General features: G+C 73.0%; 15 protein-coding genes and 1 pseudogene. 8 read left to right on the top strand and 8 right to left on the bottom strand.

The window, feature by feature from the left end; all coding sequences use genetic code 11:
- The first annotated feature begins 75 nt into the window (after positions 1-75).
- Positions 76-288: a twin-arginine translocase TatA/TatE family subunit gene (locus ACQ9ZG_RS02130; RefSeq protein WP_084996555.1), complete on the top strand. Its 213-nt coding sequence runs from the start codon at positions 76-78 to the stop codon at positions 286-288.
- 12 nt (positions 289-300) lie between these two features.
- On the opposite strand, the gene ACQ9ZG_RS02135 is transcribed toward ACQ9ZG_RS02130, so the two are convergent.
- Positions 301-1323 carry a hemolysin family protein gene (locus ACQ9ZG_RS02135; RefSeq protein WP_018492430.1) on the bottom strand — a complete coding sequence of 341 codons (1023 nt, stop codon included), beginning with the start codon at positions 1321-1323 and terminating at the stop codon, positions 301-303.
- Positions 1320-2720, bottom strand: coding sequence for a hemolysin family protein (locus ACQ9ZG_RS02140; RefSeq protein ID WP_109917286.1), 1401 nt, complete (start codon positions 2718-2720; stop codon positions 1320-1322). The genes ACQ9ZG_RS02135 and ACQ9ZG_RS02140 overlap by 4 nt, the downstream gene beginning before the upstream one ends.
- A gap of 322 nt (positions 2721-3042) precedes the next feature.
- On the opposite strand from ACQ9ZG_RS02140, the gene ACQ9ZG_RS02145 reads away from it, so the two are divergent.
- The gene (locus ACQ9ZG_RS02145; RefSeq protein WP_018492432.1) at positions 3043-3255 is read left to right on the top strand and encodes a hypothetical protein; all 213 of its coding nucleotides are present in this window, start codon (positions 3043-3045) and stop codon (positions 3253-3255) included.
- Between the two features lie 135 nt (positions 3256-3390).
- On the opposite strand, the gene ACQ9ZG_RS02150 is transcribed toward ACQ9ZG_RS02145, so the two are convergent.
- Both ACQ9ZG_RS02150 and ACQ9ZG_RS02155 read right to left on the bottom strand, forming a co-directional pair.
- The gene (locus ACQ9ZG_RS02150; protein ID WP_499279743.1) at positions 3391-4329 is read right to left on the bottom strand and encodes a M56 family metallopeptidase; all 939 of its coding nucleotides are present in this window, start codon (positions 4327-4329) and stop codon (positions 3391-3393) included.
- Between the two features lie 161 nt (positions 4330-4490).
- Positions 4491-4934: pseudogene (locus ACQ9ZG_RS02155) on the bottom strand (BlaI/MecI/CopY family transcriptional regulator); the annotation flags it as partial.
- Positions 4935-5143: 209 nt separating this feature from the next.
- Here ACQ9ZG_RS02155 and ACQ9ZG_RS02160 point away from each other — a divergent pair.
- The 3 genes from ACQ9ZG_RS02160 (at position 5144) to ACQ9ZG_RS02170 (ending at position 7250) form a co-directional block, all read left to right on the top strand.
- Positions 5144-5719, top strand: coding sequence for a TerD family protein (locus ACQ9ZG_RS02160; RefSeq protein ID WP_019762110.1), 576 nt, complete (start codon positions 5144-5146; stop codon positions 5717-5719).
- Positions 5720-5775: 56 nt separating this feature from the next.
- Positions 5776-6354 (top strand): TerD family protein, encoded by a 579-nt coding sequence (locus tag ACQ9ZG_RS02165; protein ID WP_028418815.1) that lies wholly within the window; start codon positions 5776-5778, stop codon positions 6352-6354.
- A gap of 74 nt (positions 6355-6428) precedes the next feature.
- Positions 6429-7250 carry a hypothetical protein gene (locus ACQ9ZG_RS02170; protein ID WP_499279745.1) on the top strand — a complete coding sequence of 274 codons (822 nt, stop codon included), beginning with the start codon at positions 6429-6431 and terminating at the stop codon, positions 7248-7250.
- A gap of 146 nt (positions 7251-7396) precedes the next feature.
- On the opposite strand, the gene ACQ9ZG_RS02175 is transcribed toward ACQ9ZG_RS02170, so the two are convergent.
- The 3 genes from ACQ9ZG_RS02175 to ACQ9ZG_RS02185 all read right to left on the bottom strand — a co-directional run bounded on the left by ACQ9ZG_RS02175 (position 7397) and on the right by ACQ9ZG_RS02185 (position 10639).
- Complete coding sequence (locus ACQ9ZG_RS02175; protein WP_084996551.1) at positions 7397-8107, bottom strand: gamma-glutamyl-gamma-aminobutyrate hydrolase family protein; 711 nt, start codon at positions 8105-8107, stop codon at positions 7397-7399.
- A gap of 81 nt (positions 8108-8188) precedes the next feature.
- Entirely contained in the window at positions 8189-9679 is a 1491-nt protein-coding gene (eat, locus tag ACQ9ZG_RS02180; RefSeq protein ID WP_084996550.1) for an ethanolamine permease, read from the bottom strand.
- 153 nt (positions 9680-9832) lie between these two features.
- A complete protein-coding gene (locus ACQ9ZG_RS02185) occupies positions 9833-10639 on the bottom strand; it encodes a FadR/GntR family transcriptional regulator (RefSeq protein WP_499279747.1) in 807 nt (268 codons plus the stop codon).
- 73 nt (positions 10640-10712) lie between these two features.
- On the opposite strand from ACQ9ZG_RS02185, the gene ACQ9ZG_RS02190 reads away from it, so the two are divergent.
- From ACQ9ZG_RS02190 to ACQ9ZG_RS02200, 3 genes are read left to right on the top strand one after another with little or no spacing between them, the layout of a single operon-like run.
- Positions 10713-12077 carry a glutamine synthetase family protein gene (locus tag ACQ9ZG_RS02190; protein WP_028418819.1) on the top strand — a complete coding sequence of 455 codons (1365 nt, stop codon included), beginning with the start codon at positions 10713-10715 and terminating at the stop codon, positions 12075-12077.
- 30 nt (positions 12078-12107) lie between these two features.
- Entirely contained in the window at positions 12108-13502 is a 1395-nt protein-coding gene (locus ACQ9ZG_RS02195; RefSeq protein WP_499279749.1) for an aldehyde dehydrogenase family protein, read from the top strand.
- 5 nt (positions 13503-13507) lie between these two features.
- Positions 13508-14293, top strand: a complete 786-nt coding sequence (locus ACQ9ZG_RS02200) for a 3-oxoacyl-ACP reductase (protein WP_018492443.1) — start codon at positions 13508-13510, stop codon at positions 14291-14293.
- A 413-nt stretch (positions 14294-14706) separates the two neighbouring features.
- On the opposite strand, the gene ACQ9ZG_RS02205 is transcribed toward ACQ9ZG_RS02200, so the two are convergent.
- Positions 14707-15783 carry a LacI family DNA-binding transcriptional regulator gene (locus ACQ9ZG_RS02205; RefSeq protein ID WP_109917328.1) on the bottom strand — a complete coding sequence of 359 codons (1077 nt, stop codon included), beginning with the start codon at positions 15781-15783 and terminating at the stop codon, positions 14707-14709.
- Positions 15784-15801: the final 18 nt, after the last annotated feature.

Below are 15801 nucleotides of genomic sequence, written 5' to 3' on the forward strand. Positions count from 1 at the left end.
TTCAGTTCGACTCTGCCGGTCCGTCAGGGGCCGGACGGCCTCCGGGCCGGTTCCTCCCCAGAGAAAGCGGCAATCATGTTCGGGATCGGCGAACTCACCATCCTTCTCCTGGTGATCGTGGCGGTGCTGGCCGTGAAGCGGCTGCCCGACCTCGTGCGGTCGGCCGGAAAGGCCGCGCGCATCCTCAAGAGCGAGAAGCAGGCGCTCAAGGAGGAGGACGGCGGCCCCGCCCGGCCGTCCCCCCGCGTGATCCGCGGGGAGACGACCGAGCGGGACACTCCTGCCTGACCCGACGCCTGCCTAGGCGGCCGTCGGGGGGTGGAGCAGCCGGGCAAGGAGATCGTCCAGGCTGACCAGCCCGGAGAGCCGGCCCTCCCCGTCCCGTACGACGGCGAGCGTCGCACGCCGCTCACGGAGCCGCTCCACGGCCTGGGCGGCCGTCTCGTCCCGTGTCAGTTCCGGCACGGGCCGGGCCAGGGCGCGGGCGGTGACGCTCCGGCCGCCGGCGCGCGCCACCAGGGCGTCGCGGGCGTGCACCGTTCCGAGGACGCGCTCGCCGTCCCGTACGAGCAGCCGGGTGCGGTCGGCGGACGTGGCGACGGCCAGGATCCGGTCGAGATCCGCGTCCGCCGGCACGGTCACGATCCGCTCGGCGGGGATCTGGAACTCCGCCACCGGGGTCTGTGGCTCGGTCAGCGACCGGGTCACCAGCCCCGAGTCCCCCTTGCTGATCAGCCCGAGGCGTTCGGACTCCTCGATCAGGTGGGTGAGCTGGTCGCGGTTGTGGACCGAGGTCAGCTCGTCGCGCGGGGTCACCCGGCAGAGCCGTACCAGGGCGTTGCTGACCGTGTTCAGGACCCGGATCAGCGGGCGTACGACCTTGACCACGGCGCGGAACGCCGGGCTCAGGAGCATCGCGGAGCGCTCCGGGTGGGCGATGGCCCAGGACTTGGGCGCCATCTCACCGACCACCATGTGCAGGAACACCACGATGATCATGGCGAGTGCGAAGGCGATGCCGTAGCTGAGCGCGGTCGGCAGTCCGAGCCGCTGCAGGAGCGGGTCCAGTTCGTGCGAGATGGCGGGCTTGGAGAGGGAACCGAGGCCCAGGGTGCAGACGGTGATGCCGAGCTGGGCGCCGGCGAGCATGAGGGACAGCTCGCGCATCCCGGCGAGGGCAGCCTTGGCACCGCGCCGACCGGCCAGGGCGGCCTGCTCCATGCGGTGGCGCTTGGAGGCGACCAGGGCGAATTCCGCGGCGACGAAGAAGCCGCTGCCGATGAGCAGCAGGACGGTGACGAAGAGCGCCATGGGGAAGCTCATGCCTGCGGCTCCTGTTCGCCGTGTTCCGTGCGCTGCGGCTGTTCCGCACGCTGCGCCTGTTCCGTGGGCTCCGCCTGGTCCGCCTGGTGTTCCTGCTGGGCGGGTTCCATGCGCTCGATGCGGACGTATTCGGCCACATGCCGGTCGAGCGTGCGGACTTCGATCCGTACGTCCGCGACGGTGAGGCGGTCCCCGACGGTGGGGAAGCGGCCGAGCCGGTCGATGATCAGCCCGGCGAGGGTGTCGTAGTCGCCCTCCTCGGGCAGCGCGATGCCGGTGGCCTCCTCGATCTCGTCGAGGCGGCGGCCCGCGTCCACGATCCAGCCGGAGCCGTCCGCGACCGCGAGTTCGGCGACCGTGTCGGACTCGTCGGCGATCTCTCCGACCAGTTCCTCCGCGATGTCCTCGTACGTGACGATGCCCGCGAGGCCGCCGTGCTCGTCCAGGACGACGGCGAACTCGTCGTCCCGCTCCCGCATCTGGGCGACCGCTGCCGGGAGCTTCATGATCTCGGGCAGCAGCAGCGGGCGGCGGGCCAGCTCGCCGGCGGTGGTGCGGCCGAGCTCGGCGGCGGGCAGCCCCATCAGCTCCCGTACGCCCAGTACGCCCGCGGGGTCGTCGGGGTGGTCGCCGAGCACCGGGTAGTTCGAGTGGCCGTGCCGGGCGATCAGCTCGACGGCCTCCAGGGCCATGGCGTCCCGGCGGACGAAGGTGACGTCGGCGCGCACCACCATGACCTCGCCCAGGTTGCGTTCGGAGAAGTCCAGGGCGTGGTCGACGAGTTCCGCCGTCGCGGCGGGCAGCTCGCCCTGCTCGTGGGACTCGCCGATCAGATGGCCCAGCTCCTCCAGGGTGGCGCCGTGGTGCAGTTCCTCCACGGGTTCGATGCCGATGCGGCGCAGCAGCCGGTTGGCCGCGCTGTCGAAGATGTGGATGACCGGGCCGACGATCCGCAGATAGATCAGCGTGGAGGTGGCCAGGGACTTCGCCAGCCGCTCGGGGACGGCGAGGGCGAGGTTCTTGGGCGCGAGTTCGCCGAGGACCATCTGGATGACGGTCGCGAGGACGAAGGAGAGGGTCACGGAGACGGCCGAGACCGCTCCGTCGGGCAGGCCGGTGCCGTCGAGCGCCGGGCGCAGCAGGGTGGAGACGGACGGCTCCGCGAGGAAGCCGACGATCAGACCGGTGACGGTGATGCCGAGCTGGGCGCCCGAGAGCATGAACGAGAGCCGCTCCAGGACCTTCACCGCGCGGGCGGCCCGCTTGTCACCGGCGGCGGCCTCCCGGGAGAGGGTGAGCCGGTCGGCGGACACATAGGCGAACTCCTGGGCCACGAAGTAGCCCGTCCCGGCGGTCAGGACGATCACCGCCAGGAGGCCGAGCAGGGCGGCGATCACCGCTCACCCGCCAGGTCGTCACGGCCCTGAGGGCCTGGGGAGCCCTGCGGGCTCCGGGGGTCGAGGGACCTTCGAGGTCCCTGATACGCATACTCCGAAGGCCCCGAAGGGCCCGGACTGGCAGACAACGTGTCACTCCTCATAGCCGGGCTCATGAACTTTACAGGCCCGTAGATGTCAAGGCCGCACACCCCACATGGCTCGATTCCGGCGACCCCCGCGGCCCCCGGGAACTCCCCCGCCGCTCCGCGCAGTTCTGCAGGCGGTCCCGTCCGGGACCGGCCGCCGTGACGGCGGAGGAACGAGTTCTCAGGAGGCAGCAGTGGCCCAGATCGACCTGGACAAGGTGCTCGACAAGGCTTACGCGGACAAGGACCTGGCCACGATTCTCGCGGCGCCGGTCTCGGCGCTGAAGGGCGTCTCGGACCGCGACGGCGAGCTCCTCCAGGAGGCGTTCAACGTCAAGACGGTGGCAGATCTGGCCAACTTGAAGTACGCCCGCTGGGCCCAGGCCCTCGCCGCGCTGGACGTCTAGAGGGCCTGATCCGACGGCCTCGGCCCACCGGAGCGATCCGGCGGGCCGCCCGAGGCGGTCGGAGCGTGGTGGAGGCGGTGGACCGGCAAGGCCGGGGGCCTCGTACCGGCGCCGGGGGGCGCCCGTGCGAGGAGGTCACAGCGGCGTCGTCGCCGCCTCCAGTACGAGATAGAGGGCGACCGCCGCGTTGAGCGCCGAGAGCGCGGAGACGGTCGTCCCCGCGGCGGCGACGAACGCGGCGGCGCCGGCCGGTGTCAGCGCGGGCGGCCAGCCGCGGTCCGGCGGGACCGGGCCCAGCAGTGCGGCCACCCGCCGGGGCACCGGCCCCGCGGCGGCGAAGCCCGCCACGCCGGCGGCCCGGGGGCCGGGGCGGGAGATGAGTGCCGCCTTGCCGACCGCCCGGGCCGTCAGCCTGCGGTCGCCGGTGGCCCGGGCCGCCTCCTCGTCCGCCCACCGCTCGGTGGAGTAGACGAGGGCCGCCTGGAGGGGCCGCAGCAGCGGGTTGACGCACCCGGCGAGCCGGGTGGCGAGCAGCAGCCGGTGGTGGTGGCCCGCGAGGTGGGCCCGCTCGTGGGCGAGCAGCGCCCGGCGCTCGGCCGGGTCCAGGGCGGCGAGCATGGCGGTGGAGACCATGATCCGGCCGGGCGAGCCGGGCAGCGCGTAGGCGTAGGGCACGTCGTCCGGGAGGACGGCGAGGTCGCCGCCGCCCGGCAGCCCGGCGAGGGCGCGGTGGGCGCGGGAGCGGAAGCGGTAGTGGCGGTGGAGGGTGAAGCCGCAGGCCATGGTGACGGCGACGAGCGCCAGGATGGACGCCTTCCCGGCGAAGGCGTCGTGCGGGACGGCCTCGCGGACCTCGTCGTCGGACCAGCCGTCGGGCAGCGGGTTGCCGGGCAGCTGCGCGGTGCCGACCACCACCAGCAGCCCGAGGCAGACGAGGCTGCAGGAGGCGAGGATCACGGCGACGGTGGTCAGCAGGCGTGCGGCTCTCCGTGGGTGCAGGTGCTGCTCGGCCAGGCGCGCGATCGGCAGCGCGGTCAGTGGCAGGACCAGGGGCAGATACACGAAGACGCCCATCGTCAGCCCTCCGGCCGGTCCGTCGCCGCGCCGGAACCGGGGCGCCCGGGACCGGGCCTGTCGGAACCGGACGGGCCCGAACCGGACGGACCGGAGCCCGAGCCGGTGGAACCCGGCGCACCGGATCCGGACCGCCCCGATCCGGATCCACCGGAGCCGAGCCGATCGGGACCGGACCCACCGGAGCCCGGCTCTCCCGGCGCACCCGCGCCCGCCCCGCTCTCCGCCAGCAGCGAGCGCAGCAACTCCTCGTCGTCCGCCGACAGCACGGAGACGAAGCTGGAGAGCACCGCGTCCCGGTCGCTCTGCTTGTCGAGGAGGCGGCGCATGCGCAGCGCGGCGAGCCCGGCCTCGTTGGCCACGGGCTGCCAGAGCACGGGGCGCTTGGGCCCGGTCCGGCTGACGGCCTGCTTGGCGTGGAGGCGGGTCAGGATGGTGATGACGGTGCTGTACGACAGGCCGCCGCCGAGCCGTTGCAGCACCCAGGCGGCGGTGACCGGTTCGGTCGCCTCGCCCAGCACGGACAGCACCTGGGACTCCAGCTCGCCCTGGCCGCGCCTGCGGGCAGGCGTTTCCCGTTCACCACCGGTTCCTTCGGCGTCCACCGTCCGGCCCCCCTCTCGCTCGGCGGCCCGGTCACGGTCGTTCACCTGCCGGGCACCGGGGAATCGTATCCAGCCGCGGGTCCCCGGGTGGCAGCCGGGGAAATCTACAGTGCTGTAGATTTTAGGGTGTTGCCGCAGCGTGTCCGCGCCGTCACCCCCTTTGCGGTGCGGTCCGCGCACGCACCCGTGACCACACAAGGGAGAACACCATGGGCGTGAGCCTGGCCAAGGGCGGAAATGTCTCGCTGACCAAGGAGGCCCCGGGGCTGACCGCGATCCTCGTCGGCCTCGGCTGGGACGTCCGCACGACCACCGGCACCGACTACGACCTGGACGCGAGCGCGCTGCTCTGCGACGAGTCGGGCAAGGTCCTCTCCAACGAGCACTTCGTCTTCTACAACAATCTGAAGAGCCCGGACGGTTCGGTCGAGCACACCGGGGACAACCTCACCGGTGAGGGCGAGGGCGACGACGAGATCGTCAAGGTCGACCTGTCCGCCGTGCCCGGGACCGTCGCCAAGATCGTGTTCCCCGTCTCGATCCACGAGGCCGAGGGCCGCGGCCAGAGCTTCGGCCAGGTCCGCAACGCCTACATCCGCGTGGTGAACCAGTCGGGCGGCGCGGAGATCGCCCGTTACGACCTCAGCGAGGACGCCTCGACCGAGACGGCGATGGTCTTCGGCGAGCTGTACCGGCACGGCGCGGAGTGGAAGTTCCGCGCGGTCGGGCAGGGTTACGCCTCCGGGCTGAGCGGCATCGTCGCCGACTTCGGCGTCGGTCTCTGAACACTCCGGACCGGTCCGGACGTATCCATCGCAGCGAAGCCACCGAAGGCGGAAACATGACGATCAACCTCTCCAAGGGCCAGCAGGTCAGCCTCAGCAAGTCCGGCGGCGGTGAACTCGGCGTCGTCCGGATGGGGCTGGGCTGGAAGTCGGCGCGCAAGGGCTTCCTGGCCCGGCTGACGGCCCGTGACATCGACCTGGACGCGTCGGCCGTGCTCTTCGCCGGCCAGGAGCCCCAGGACGTCGTCTTCTTCCAGCATCTGACCAGCGACGACGGCTCGGTCCAGCACACCGGGGACAACCGCGTCGGCGGGGCGGGCGAGGGCGGGGACGACGAGTCCATCGTCGTCGACCTGCGCCGGGTGCCCGCCCATGTCGACCAGATCGTCTTCACGGTGAACTCGTTCACCGGCCAGACCTTCGAGGAGGTCGAGGCCGCCTTCTGCCGTCTGGTCGACGAGAGCAACGGCCAGGAGCTGGCGCGGTACACGCTGACCGGCGGCGGGCGGCACACCGCGCAGATCATGGCCAAGGTCCAGCGGACCGGCGCGGGCTGGCAGATGACGGCCATCGGCGCGGCGGCCGACGGGCGCACCTTCCAGGACCTGATGCCCGCCGTCGCACAGCACCTGTAGGAACGCCGTAGCGCCGTGGGGGCTCGCGGGACATCCCGTGGGCCCCCACGGCCACACATCGATCGAGGGAGAGTATGGGCAGGCCTTCCCGGCTCGGGGACGAGGACAGATCCGACTACGCGGACGTGCTCGACGAGGTGCTCGCCTCGGCGGAGATCCGCCGGCTGCTGGAGCGGTCCGGTGTGAGCGCCGGAAGGCTGCGCACCCGGGCCCTGGCCGCTGCGGGGCGGACCGCCCCGGCGGCCGACGCCGAGTACCGGGCGTACGCGGCCCTGCGGCGCGCCCACCACGACCGGGCCCCGGGCGGCGGGCGCCCCTCCCTGTCGGGTCCCGGTTCCCAGGAGCGTCCGGGCGCCGGGGCGCTGGCGGTCCTCGGGGTGCTGACGCCGATCCTCGCCGCGGTCGCCGCGACGACGTTCCTGCTGCTGGGGTACGGGCTCCGGCTGGCCGACAGCCTGACGGAGCTGGCCGACACCCTCGTCCGGGTCGGCTGGGTCAGCCTGGCCATCGCGGCGGCCACCTCCCTGATCAGCCTGGTCGCCCTCTACCGCACGGCCGCACTCCAGTCGGCCCCCGGCTCCCCGGCCGGCCCGTCGCGCGGCGGGGACCGCTCGCCCGGTCTGGACCGTGCCCGGGACGCCTGGCGCACCGCCCTGCGGGAGAAGGCGATCCGGCCTTTCCTGCTCCAGGAGCTGGCGGAGGCGGCGGACGGCACGGCCGAGGTCACCGAGGGCCGATCGCGCCCGGCCCCGCCCGCGTTCACGGGCCCGGACTTCTCCGCGCCGGACTTCACCGCCCCCGACTTCTCCGGACCCGGCGCCCACGCCCGCCCCGCCTACAGCCGCCCCGACTTCACCGGCCCGGGATTCTCGGGCCCCGGGTCACCGGGCGCCTGAGAAGGGCACCGCAGCCCGCCGCACCGCACCTCCCCGACGGCCCGGCACCGACGCGGCCCCGGCCGGCGGTACGGGCCCCGGTCGCCGGCTCGCCGCTCCCGTACCGCCCCCGGGGCACACGAGGGGCGGTCCCGTCCCAGGTCCGCCTACACGGGCGTACGCTCCCGCCGTCGGCGGCCGGCCGCGTCCACCAGGGCCGCCATGACCCGCAGGTCCTCGCCCATCTCCGGGTGCCACTGGACCCCGAGCACCAGGCTCTCGCGGTCCGGGAGTTCCAGCGCCTCCACCGTGCCGTCGGGGGCGTGGGCCGAGGCGATCAGGCCGGTGCCCAGGCGGTCGACGGCCTGGTGGTGATAGGCGGGGACCGTGGTCTGCTCGGGGACGGCCGCCGCGTACGCCGTGCCGGGGACGGGGTCCACGGGGTGGCCGCCGAAGACGGCGTGGCCGCCGGTGTGGCCGTCCAGGTGCTGGTGCAGGGTGCCGCCGAGGGCGACGTTCAGCAGCTGCATGCCCCGGCAGATGCCCAGCAGCGGGACGCCCTGTCCGATCGCCGCCCGGATCAGGGCGAGTTCCCAGGCGTCGCGCTCCCGGGCCGGAGGCCCCGTACGGGGGTCGGGGTCGGCTCCGTACCGTACGGGTTCGACGTCCGCTCCCCCGGCGATCACCACCCCGTCCACGGCGGCGACGGCCTCCCGGGCCGCGTCCTCCGCCCCGTCCGGCGGCAGGAGCACCGCGAGTCCGCCCGCCGCCCGGACCAGGCGGGGGTAGGCGGCGGGCAGGAGCACCGCGGGCATCTCCCAGACGCCCCAGCGGGCGGGGTCCTGGTAGGTGCTGATGCCGATGACGGGCCGGGGCATGGGACGGCTCCTTCGGTTGTCTCGTTGCGGATCAGGGGCACGGGCGGTCGGTTCCCGTCACGCCGCCGGAGCGCGGGGCGGTCAGCCGCGCCGGAGTTCGGCCTCCGCCGCCGCGAGTGCGGCGAACTCCTCCTCCGGGGCGCCCGCGACCAGGCGGTGGCGGCTGTAGAAGGCGAAGTAGGCGAGCGCCACCGCGTACACGCCGAGCGCGATGAACGCCGCGTCCCGGTCCACCAGGAAGGTCGCCACCAGCGCCGAGCATGCCAGAACGAAGGCGACGGACGAGGTGCCCGCGCCGCCGGGGGTGCGGTAGGGCCGGGGCAGCTCGGGTTCGCGGCGGCGCAGCACGATGTGGGAGAGGGCCATGAGCGCGTAGCTGATGGTGGCTCCGAAGACGGCGACGTTGAGCATCCGGCCGCCGTTGCCGCTCCAGGCGGCCAGGGTGAAGCCGATGATCCCGGGGATGAGGAGGCCGAGGTAGGGGGACTTGCGGCGGTTGGTGAGGGAGAGGAAGCGGGGCAGATAGCCCGCCCGGGAGAGGGCGAAGAGCTGGCGGGAGCCGGCGAAGACCAGGGAGAAGAAGGAGGCCACCAGCCCGGCGAGGCCCGCGTAGTTGACGAACCGGCTGAGGACGGTGGGCTCGCCGCCGCCCTGGAGGGCCACCACGAGCGGGTTTCCGGCCTCCTTGATGGCGTCGGCACCCCGGGCGCCGGTGGCGGAGACGAAGGTGATGAGGGCGAGGAAGACCAGGACGGCCAGCGAGATGGCGAGGGCCTTGGGCATCGAGCGGACCGGGTCCTTGGCCTCCTCGGCGGCGAGCGGCACGCCCTCGACCCCGAGGAAGAACCACATGCCGAAGGGGAACGCGGCCCAGATGCCGAGGAGTCCGTACGGCAGCCAGGAGTTGGAGCCGAAGGCGGTGGTGTCGGCCGGGATGTCGTTGAGGCGGCCCGCGTCGAACTCGGTGAAGGCGCCGACCGCGAAGATGAGCAGGGCGGCGACCGCGATGGCGGTCACGACCAGGCTGAAGCGGAGCGCCTCGCCCACGCCCCAGAGGTGGATGGAGATGAAGATCGCGAAACAGGCGAGGTAGACCGGCCAGCTGGAGGTCAGTCCGAAGAGCCCGAGCGATTCGACGTAGTCACCGATGAAGAGGGAGATCGCGGCGGGGGCGAGGATGTACTCGATGAGGATGGCCGTGCCGGTGAGGAAGCCGCCCCAGGTGCCGAGCGCGCGCCGGGCGAAGCCGTAACCCCCGCCCGCCGTGGGGAGGATGGCGGAGAGTTCGGCCAGGGCGAAGACGAGACAGGCGTACATGACGCCCATCAGGAGCATGGCCACGGCGAGTCCGCCGAAGCCGCCCTTGGAGAGGCCGATGTTCCAGCCGGAGAAGTCGCCGGAGACGACATAGGCGACGCCGAGCCCGGTGAGCAGCAGCCAGCCGGCGCTGCCCCGGCGCAGGGTGCGGCGGTCGAGATACGCGGCGGTGCCGGAGGTGTCGGCCGCGCCCTTCCCCGTACCGGCGCTCGTGCCGCCCGGCGGTCCGGCGGGTGATTCGGTTCCCTGGGCCATGAGGTGCTCCAGACGTGTGTCGACTCCGTCGACGGAATTCCGTCGCTCAAAGGTTCGTCGGCACACCTTTGTGGACCGTCGGGGCGGATGGCAAGGGGCGCGCGTTAAAGAGTGGTTACGGATCCACCGCGCGGGGGCCGGCGGGGCGGCGGGTCAGGAGAGGAAGCCGCGCAGCAGGGCCGCCGTGCCGGCGCAGTGTTCGCGCATCATCTCGCGCGCCGCCTCCGCGTCCCGGTCGAGCACCGCCTCGACGACGGCCGCGTGCTGCTGCTGGGAGTGCTCCAGGTTGCGGACCAGCAGGGGGATGCAGTCCAGGAGTTCGTTGAGGGTGGCGCGTACGGAGGCGTACTGGGCGGCCAGCGAGCGGGAGCCGGAGAGTTCGGCGAGGGTGAGGTGGAGCAGGGTGTCCCGGCGGCGGTAGTCCTCCAGCCGGGCGCCCTGGGTGGCCTCCAGGGCCGTACGCAGCCGGTCGGCGCCGTCGGCCGCGAGCCCCTCGGCGCAGAGCCCGGCGGCCCCGGCCTCCAGGACCTCGCGGAAGCGCAGGGTGTCCTCCACGTCGACGGCCGCGACCCGGCGGCGCAGCTCGTCGCCGCTGCCGGGGGCGGTGGCGCGGGGCAGCACGAACGTCCCGCCGTAGCGGCCGCGCCTGCTCTCGACCATGCCCTGGTCCTGGAGGACCTTGAGCACCTCGCGCAGGGTGACCCGGCTGACGCCCAGGTGCTGGGCGAGTTCGCGTTCGGCGGGGAGCCGGTCGCCGGGCGGGACGAGGCCGAGGCGGAGGAGTTGCAGGACCTGTTCCAGGGTCTCCTCGAAGCCGTTGCCCGCGCGGACGGGCCGCAGCACGGAGGCGAGCGCCCCGGGCCCGGTGCCGGCCGCCCCGCCGCCCACGCCCTCAACGGCCCCCGGGACGTCCTCCGCTGCCGCCGGACGGGTGTCGTCGGTTCTCCTCCTGGCAGCCATCCGCGCCTCCCCTTCCCAAGCAATGGTTTCCTGTCATACCTTAAGCCTCCCGGTTCACCCAAGGAGGAATCCCGTGGCAGACCGCACATCCCCGCTCACCGTCGACGAACTCCGTGCACGGGTCGCGGAGGGCTCGATAGACACGGTGGTGCTGGCCTTCCCCGATATGCAGGGCCGGCTCCAGGGGAAGCGGTTCGCCGCCGGGTTCTTCCTCGACGAGGTGCTGGAGCACGGTACCGAGGGCTGCAACTACCTGCTGGCCGTGGACACCGAGATGCGTACGGTCGACGGCTACGCGATGTCCTCGTGGGAGCACGGCTACGGCGACTTCGGCATGGTGCCCGACGCCGCCACGCTCCGCCCGGTCCCCTGGCACGAGGGCACCGCCCTGGTGGTCGCGGACCTGGCCTGGCACGACGGCGGCCCGGTCGTGGCCGCGCCGCGCCAGATCCTGCGCCACCAGCTCGACCGGCTCTCCGCGCTCGGGTACACCGCGCAGGTCGGCACGGAGCTGGAGTTCATCGTCTTCCGGGACAGTTACGAGGAGGCCTGGGACCGCGACTACCGCGGGCTGACCCCGGCCAACCAGTACAACGTCGACTACTCCATCCTCGGCACCGGCCGCGTCGAGCCGCTGCTGCGCCGCATCCGCAACGAGATGCAGCAGGCGGGGCTGACCGTCGAGTCGGCCAAGGGCGAGTGCAATCCCGGCCAGCACGAGATCGTCTTCCGTTACGACGAGGCGCTGACCACCTGCGACCAGCACGCCGTCTACAAGACCGGCGCCAAGGAGATCGCGGCCCAGGAGGGCGTCTCGCTGACCTTCATGGCCAAGTACGACGAGCGCGAGGGCAACTCCTGCCACATCCATCTCTCCCTCACCGACGAGAACGGCGAGAACGTGATGGCGGGCGACGGACCGGACGGGATGTCCGGGCTGATGCGCCACTTCCTGGCCGGACAGCTCGCCGCCCTGCGGGACTTCTCCCTCCTCTACGCGCCCAACATCAACTCCTACAAACGCTTCCAGCCCGGCTCCTTCGCGCCCACCGCCGTCGCCTGGGGCGTCGACAACCGCACCTGCGCCCTGCGGGTCGTCGGCCACGGCCGGTCGATGCGCTTCGAGAACCGGCTGCCGGGCGGTGACGTCAATCCGTACCTGGCCGTGGCCGGGCTCGTCGCCGCCGGGCTGTACGGGGTCGAGCACCGGCTGCCGTTGCCGGAGGCGTGTACGGGCAACGCCTACACCTCCGCGTACGACCAGGTGCCGACGACCCTGCGGGAGGCGGCCGAGCTGTGGGAGGCCAGTCCCATCGCGAAGGAGGCGTTCGGCGAGGAGGTCGTCGCGCACTACCTGAACATGGCGAAGGTCGAACTCGCCGCCTACGACTCGGCGGTGACCGACTGGGAGCTGCGCCGCTCCTTCGAACGCCTCTGACCGCTCCCTCTCCCCGATCGAGGACCGTACGTGTCACAGCACACCGCGGCGTCCGCCCTGGACGTCCTCAACCCGGCCACGGCCGAGGTCATCGCCACCGTCCCCGCCGCCTCACCCGCCGATGTGGACGCGGCCGTCGCCCGCGCCACCGCCGCCCAGCGCCCGTGGGCCGCCGCCGCGCCCGCCGACCGGGCCCGGCTGCTGCGCCGCTTCGCCGCCGTGGTCGACGAACACATCGAGGAACTGGCCCGGCTGGATGTGCGGGAGGCCGGTCACACGATCGGCAACGCGCGCTGGGAGGCGGGCAACGTCCGCGATCTCCTCGACTACAGCGCGGGCGGGGCCGAGCGGCTGCTCGGCCGGCAGATCCCGGTCGCGGGCGGCATCGACTTCACGGTCCTGGAGCCGCTGGGCGTCATCGGGATCATCGCCCCCTGGAACTTCCCGATGCCCATCGCCGCCTGGGGGCTCGCCCCGGCGCTCGCGGCGGGCAACGCCGTCCTCCTCAAGCCCGCCGAGACCACCCCGCTCACCGCGCTGCGGCTGGCCGAACTGGCCCTGGAGGCAGGGCTTCCCGAGGGACTCCTCCAGGTGCTGCCCGGTGAGGGGCCGGTGGCCGGGAGCGCCCTGGTGGACCACCCGGGCGTGGCGAAGATCGTGTTCACCGGCTCCACCCGGACCGGGAAGCACATCATGACCCGGTGCGCCGAGCGCGTGAAGCGGCTGACCCTCGAACTCGGCGGCAAGAGCCCGAACATCGTCTTCGCGGACGCCGATGTGGCGGCCGCCGCGGCGGCCGCCCCGATGTCCTTCCTGGACAACGCGGGCCAGGACTGCTGCGCCCGCACCCGGATCCTGGTCGAACGGCCGGTGTACGACCGGTTCATGGAGCTGTTCGCCCCGGCCCTGGCGGCCGTGGTGGTGGGTGACCCGGCCGACGAGAAGACGCAGATGGGCCCGCTGATCTCGGCCGCCCAGCTGGAGCGGGTGCGCGGCTTCGTCGACGGCGACCGGGGCGCCGACGGCGTGACCGCGCTCCTGGGCGAGGCCCCTGAGGGGCCCGGGTTCTGGTATCCGCCGACCGTGCTGACCGGCGTGGCGGCGGACGCCCCGGTGGCCGTGGAGGAGGTCTTCGGGCCGGTCGCCGTGGTCCTGCCGTTCGACGGCGAGGAGGAGGCCCTGCGCCTGGCGAACGCCACCGACTACGGACTGGCCGGGTCGGTCTGGTCCCGGGACATCGGGCGCGCGCTCCGCGTCGGCCAGGGCCTGCGGGCGGGCAACCTCTCCGTCAACTCGCACTCCAGCGTGCGCTATTCGACCCCCTTCGGCGGCTTCAAGCAGTCGGGTCTGGGCCGTGAACTCGGTCCCGACGCCCTGGCCGCCTTCACCGAAACCAAGAACGTCTTCATCAGCACGGAGGCCTGAGCACCATGACCGACACTTCCCCTGTCTGCCGCCGCCTGGTCGGCCGCACCGCCGTCGTCACCGGAGCCGGCAGCGGCATCGGCCTGGCCACCGTGCGGCGGCTGGCCGCCGAGGGCGCCCAGGTGGTCTGCGCCGATGTGGACGAGGTGAGCGGCAAGGCCGCCGCCGAGGAGGCGGGCGGGCTCTTCGTCCGTACCGACGTCACCGACGCCGAGCAGGTCGAGGCGCTCTTCAAGGCGGCGTTCGACACCTACGGTTCGGTCGACATCGCGTTCAACAACGCGGGCATCTCGCCGCCCGACGACGACTCGATCCTGGAGACCGGCCTCGATGCCTGGCGGCGGGTGCAGGAGGTCAACCTGACCTCCGTCTACCTCTGCTGCAAGGCGGCCATCCCCTACATGCGCGCGCAGGGCCGGGGCTCGATCATCAACACGGCCTCGTTCGTGGCCCGGATGGGTGCGGCGACCTCGCAGATCTCGTACACCGCGTCCAAGGGCGGGGTGCTGGCGATGTCGCGTGAGCTGGGGGTGCAGTTCGCCCGGGACGGCATCCGGGTCAACGCGCTCTGCCCGGGGCCGGTGAACACGCCGCTGCTCCAGGAGCTGTTCGCGAAGGACCCGGAGCGGGCCGCGCGTCGGCTGGTGCACATCCCGGTCGGCCGGTTCGCCGAGCCGACGGAGATCGCCGCCGCCGTCGCCTTCCTGGCGAGCGACGACTCCTCGTTCGTCAACGCGACGGACTTCCTGGTGGACGGCGGGATCGCCGGGGCGTACGTCACCCCGGTCTGATCCCGCTCGGCCTGCGGGACGCGGTGCGAATGATCACCCTAGGCGCCCGTACGCGGGCGCCGGGGGCCGTGTCCGGCAGGGCTGGACGACCGGGTCGCGGCAGGGTGTTCCCGCTGTAGGCGCAGGCCCTGGCGGCATGCCCGGGCGGCGGGCGGCAGGCCTGGAGGTGCCCGGCCGCTCGCCGCCCGGGCATGCCGTCCTCGACGATGTGGCGGGCCGGGCCGGGCGAGGCCTCCCGGTCCCGGTCGGCGGGACGCTGCGGTGCGCGGCGAGGTCGCTCCGGCCCCGGTGGCCAGGTCGCCGCCCGCACTCGATCCGGAAGGCACTCACCCCGTGCAGCGACCCGGGGCGACGGCCGGCCTCGGGGACCGCGCCCGGCGCCACCGGGGCCCAGGCGCGCCGCCGCGGCCGCCTCAGGAGCCCCCGGCGCCGTACTCCTTCTGGGGCCGGTGGCCGGAGGGCCCGGGCGGGGGCGGGGCCGTACTCTTGCGCACGACCAGGCTCGTGGCCAGCTCAAGCCGTGTGGACACCGGCTCCTGGGCTCTCAGCCGCATGAGCATCTGTGCTGCCTCCTCCGCCATCTGACGCAGCGGCTGGTGGACCGTGGTCAGTGCCGGGCTGGCCCAGCGGGCGATGGGCACGTCGTCGTAGCCGACCACCGACAGGTCGTGCGGAACGTGGATTCCTCGTACCCGGGCGGCCTCCAGCACGCCGAGTGCCTGGAGGTCGCTGCCCGCGAAGATCGCGGTGGGACGCTCGGGCAGGTCCAGCATCCGGGCGGCACGGTCGTACCCGCCCTCCACGTGGAAGTCGCCGAACAGGACGAGTTCGGGGTCGACCTCGATCCCCGCCATGGCCATCGCCGACCGGAAGCCGTCCAGGCGCGCGAGCGAGCAGAGCATGTCCTCGGGGCCGGTGACGATCCCGATGCGCCGGTGGCCGCACTCGATGAGGTGGCGCGTGGCGGCCAGACCGCCACTCCAGTTGGCGGAGCCGACCGAGGGCACGTCGGGGTCGGGGTCGCCCGCCGGGTCGACGATGACGAAGGGGATGGAGCGCGCCCTGAGCTGCTTCTTCACCTCGTCGGGGAGGGCGGAGAAGACCAGTACGACACCGAGCGGCCGCCGTTGGAGCATCGCCTCCATCCACTCGGGTCCGGGGGCGTGGCGGGTTCCGCTCTCGGTGAGGACCACCCCGGCGTCGTGGGCCTTGGCGACGTTCTCCACGCCGCGGATCAGCTCCATCGCCCAGATGCTCTCCAGTTCGTGGAACACGATCTCGATGAGGGGCGCCTCGCGGGCGGACCGCGTGGTGCGCCGGTACGCGTGGGCGTCCAGCAAGCGCTCGACCTTGACGCGGGTGGGGGCCGCCACGTCCTGTCGGCCGTTGAGCACTTTCGAAACTGTCGAGATGGAGACACCCGCCTGCTCGGCCACCTGAGCCAGGGTGATGCGGCCGATCCCCTCTTCATCGCTCATGGACAGGAGCATAGGCCACGTCCGGGGCAC

The organism is Streptomyces araujoniae (genome assembly GCF_050871195.1).
In the GTDB taxonomy this organism is placed as follows: domain Bacteria; phylum Actinomycetota; class Actinomycetes; order Streptomycetales; family Streptomycetaceae; genus Streptomyces; species Streptomyces bacillaris.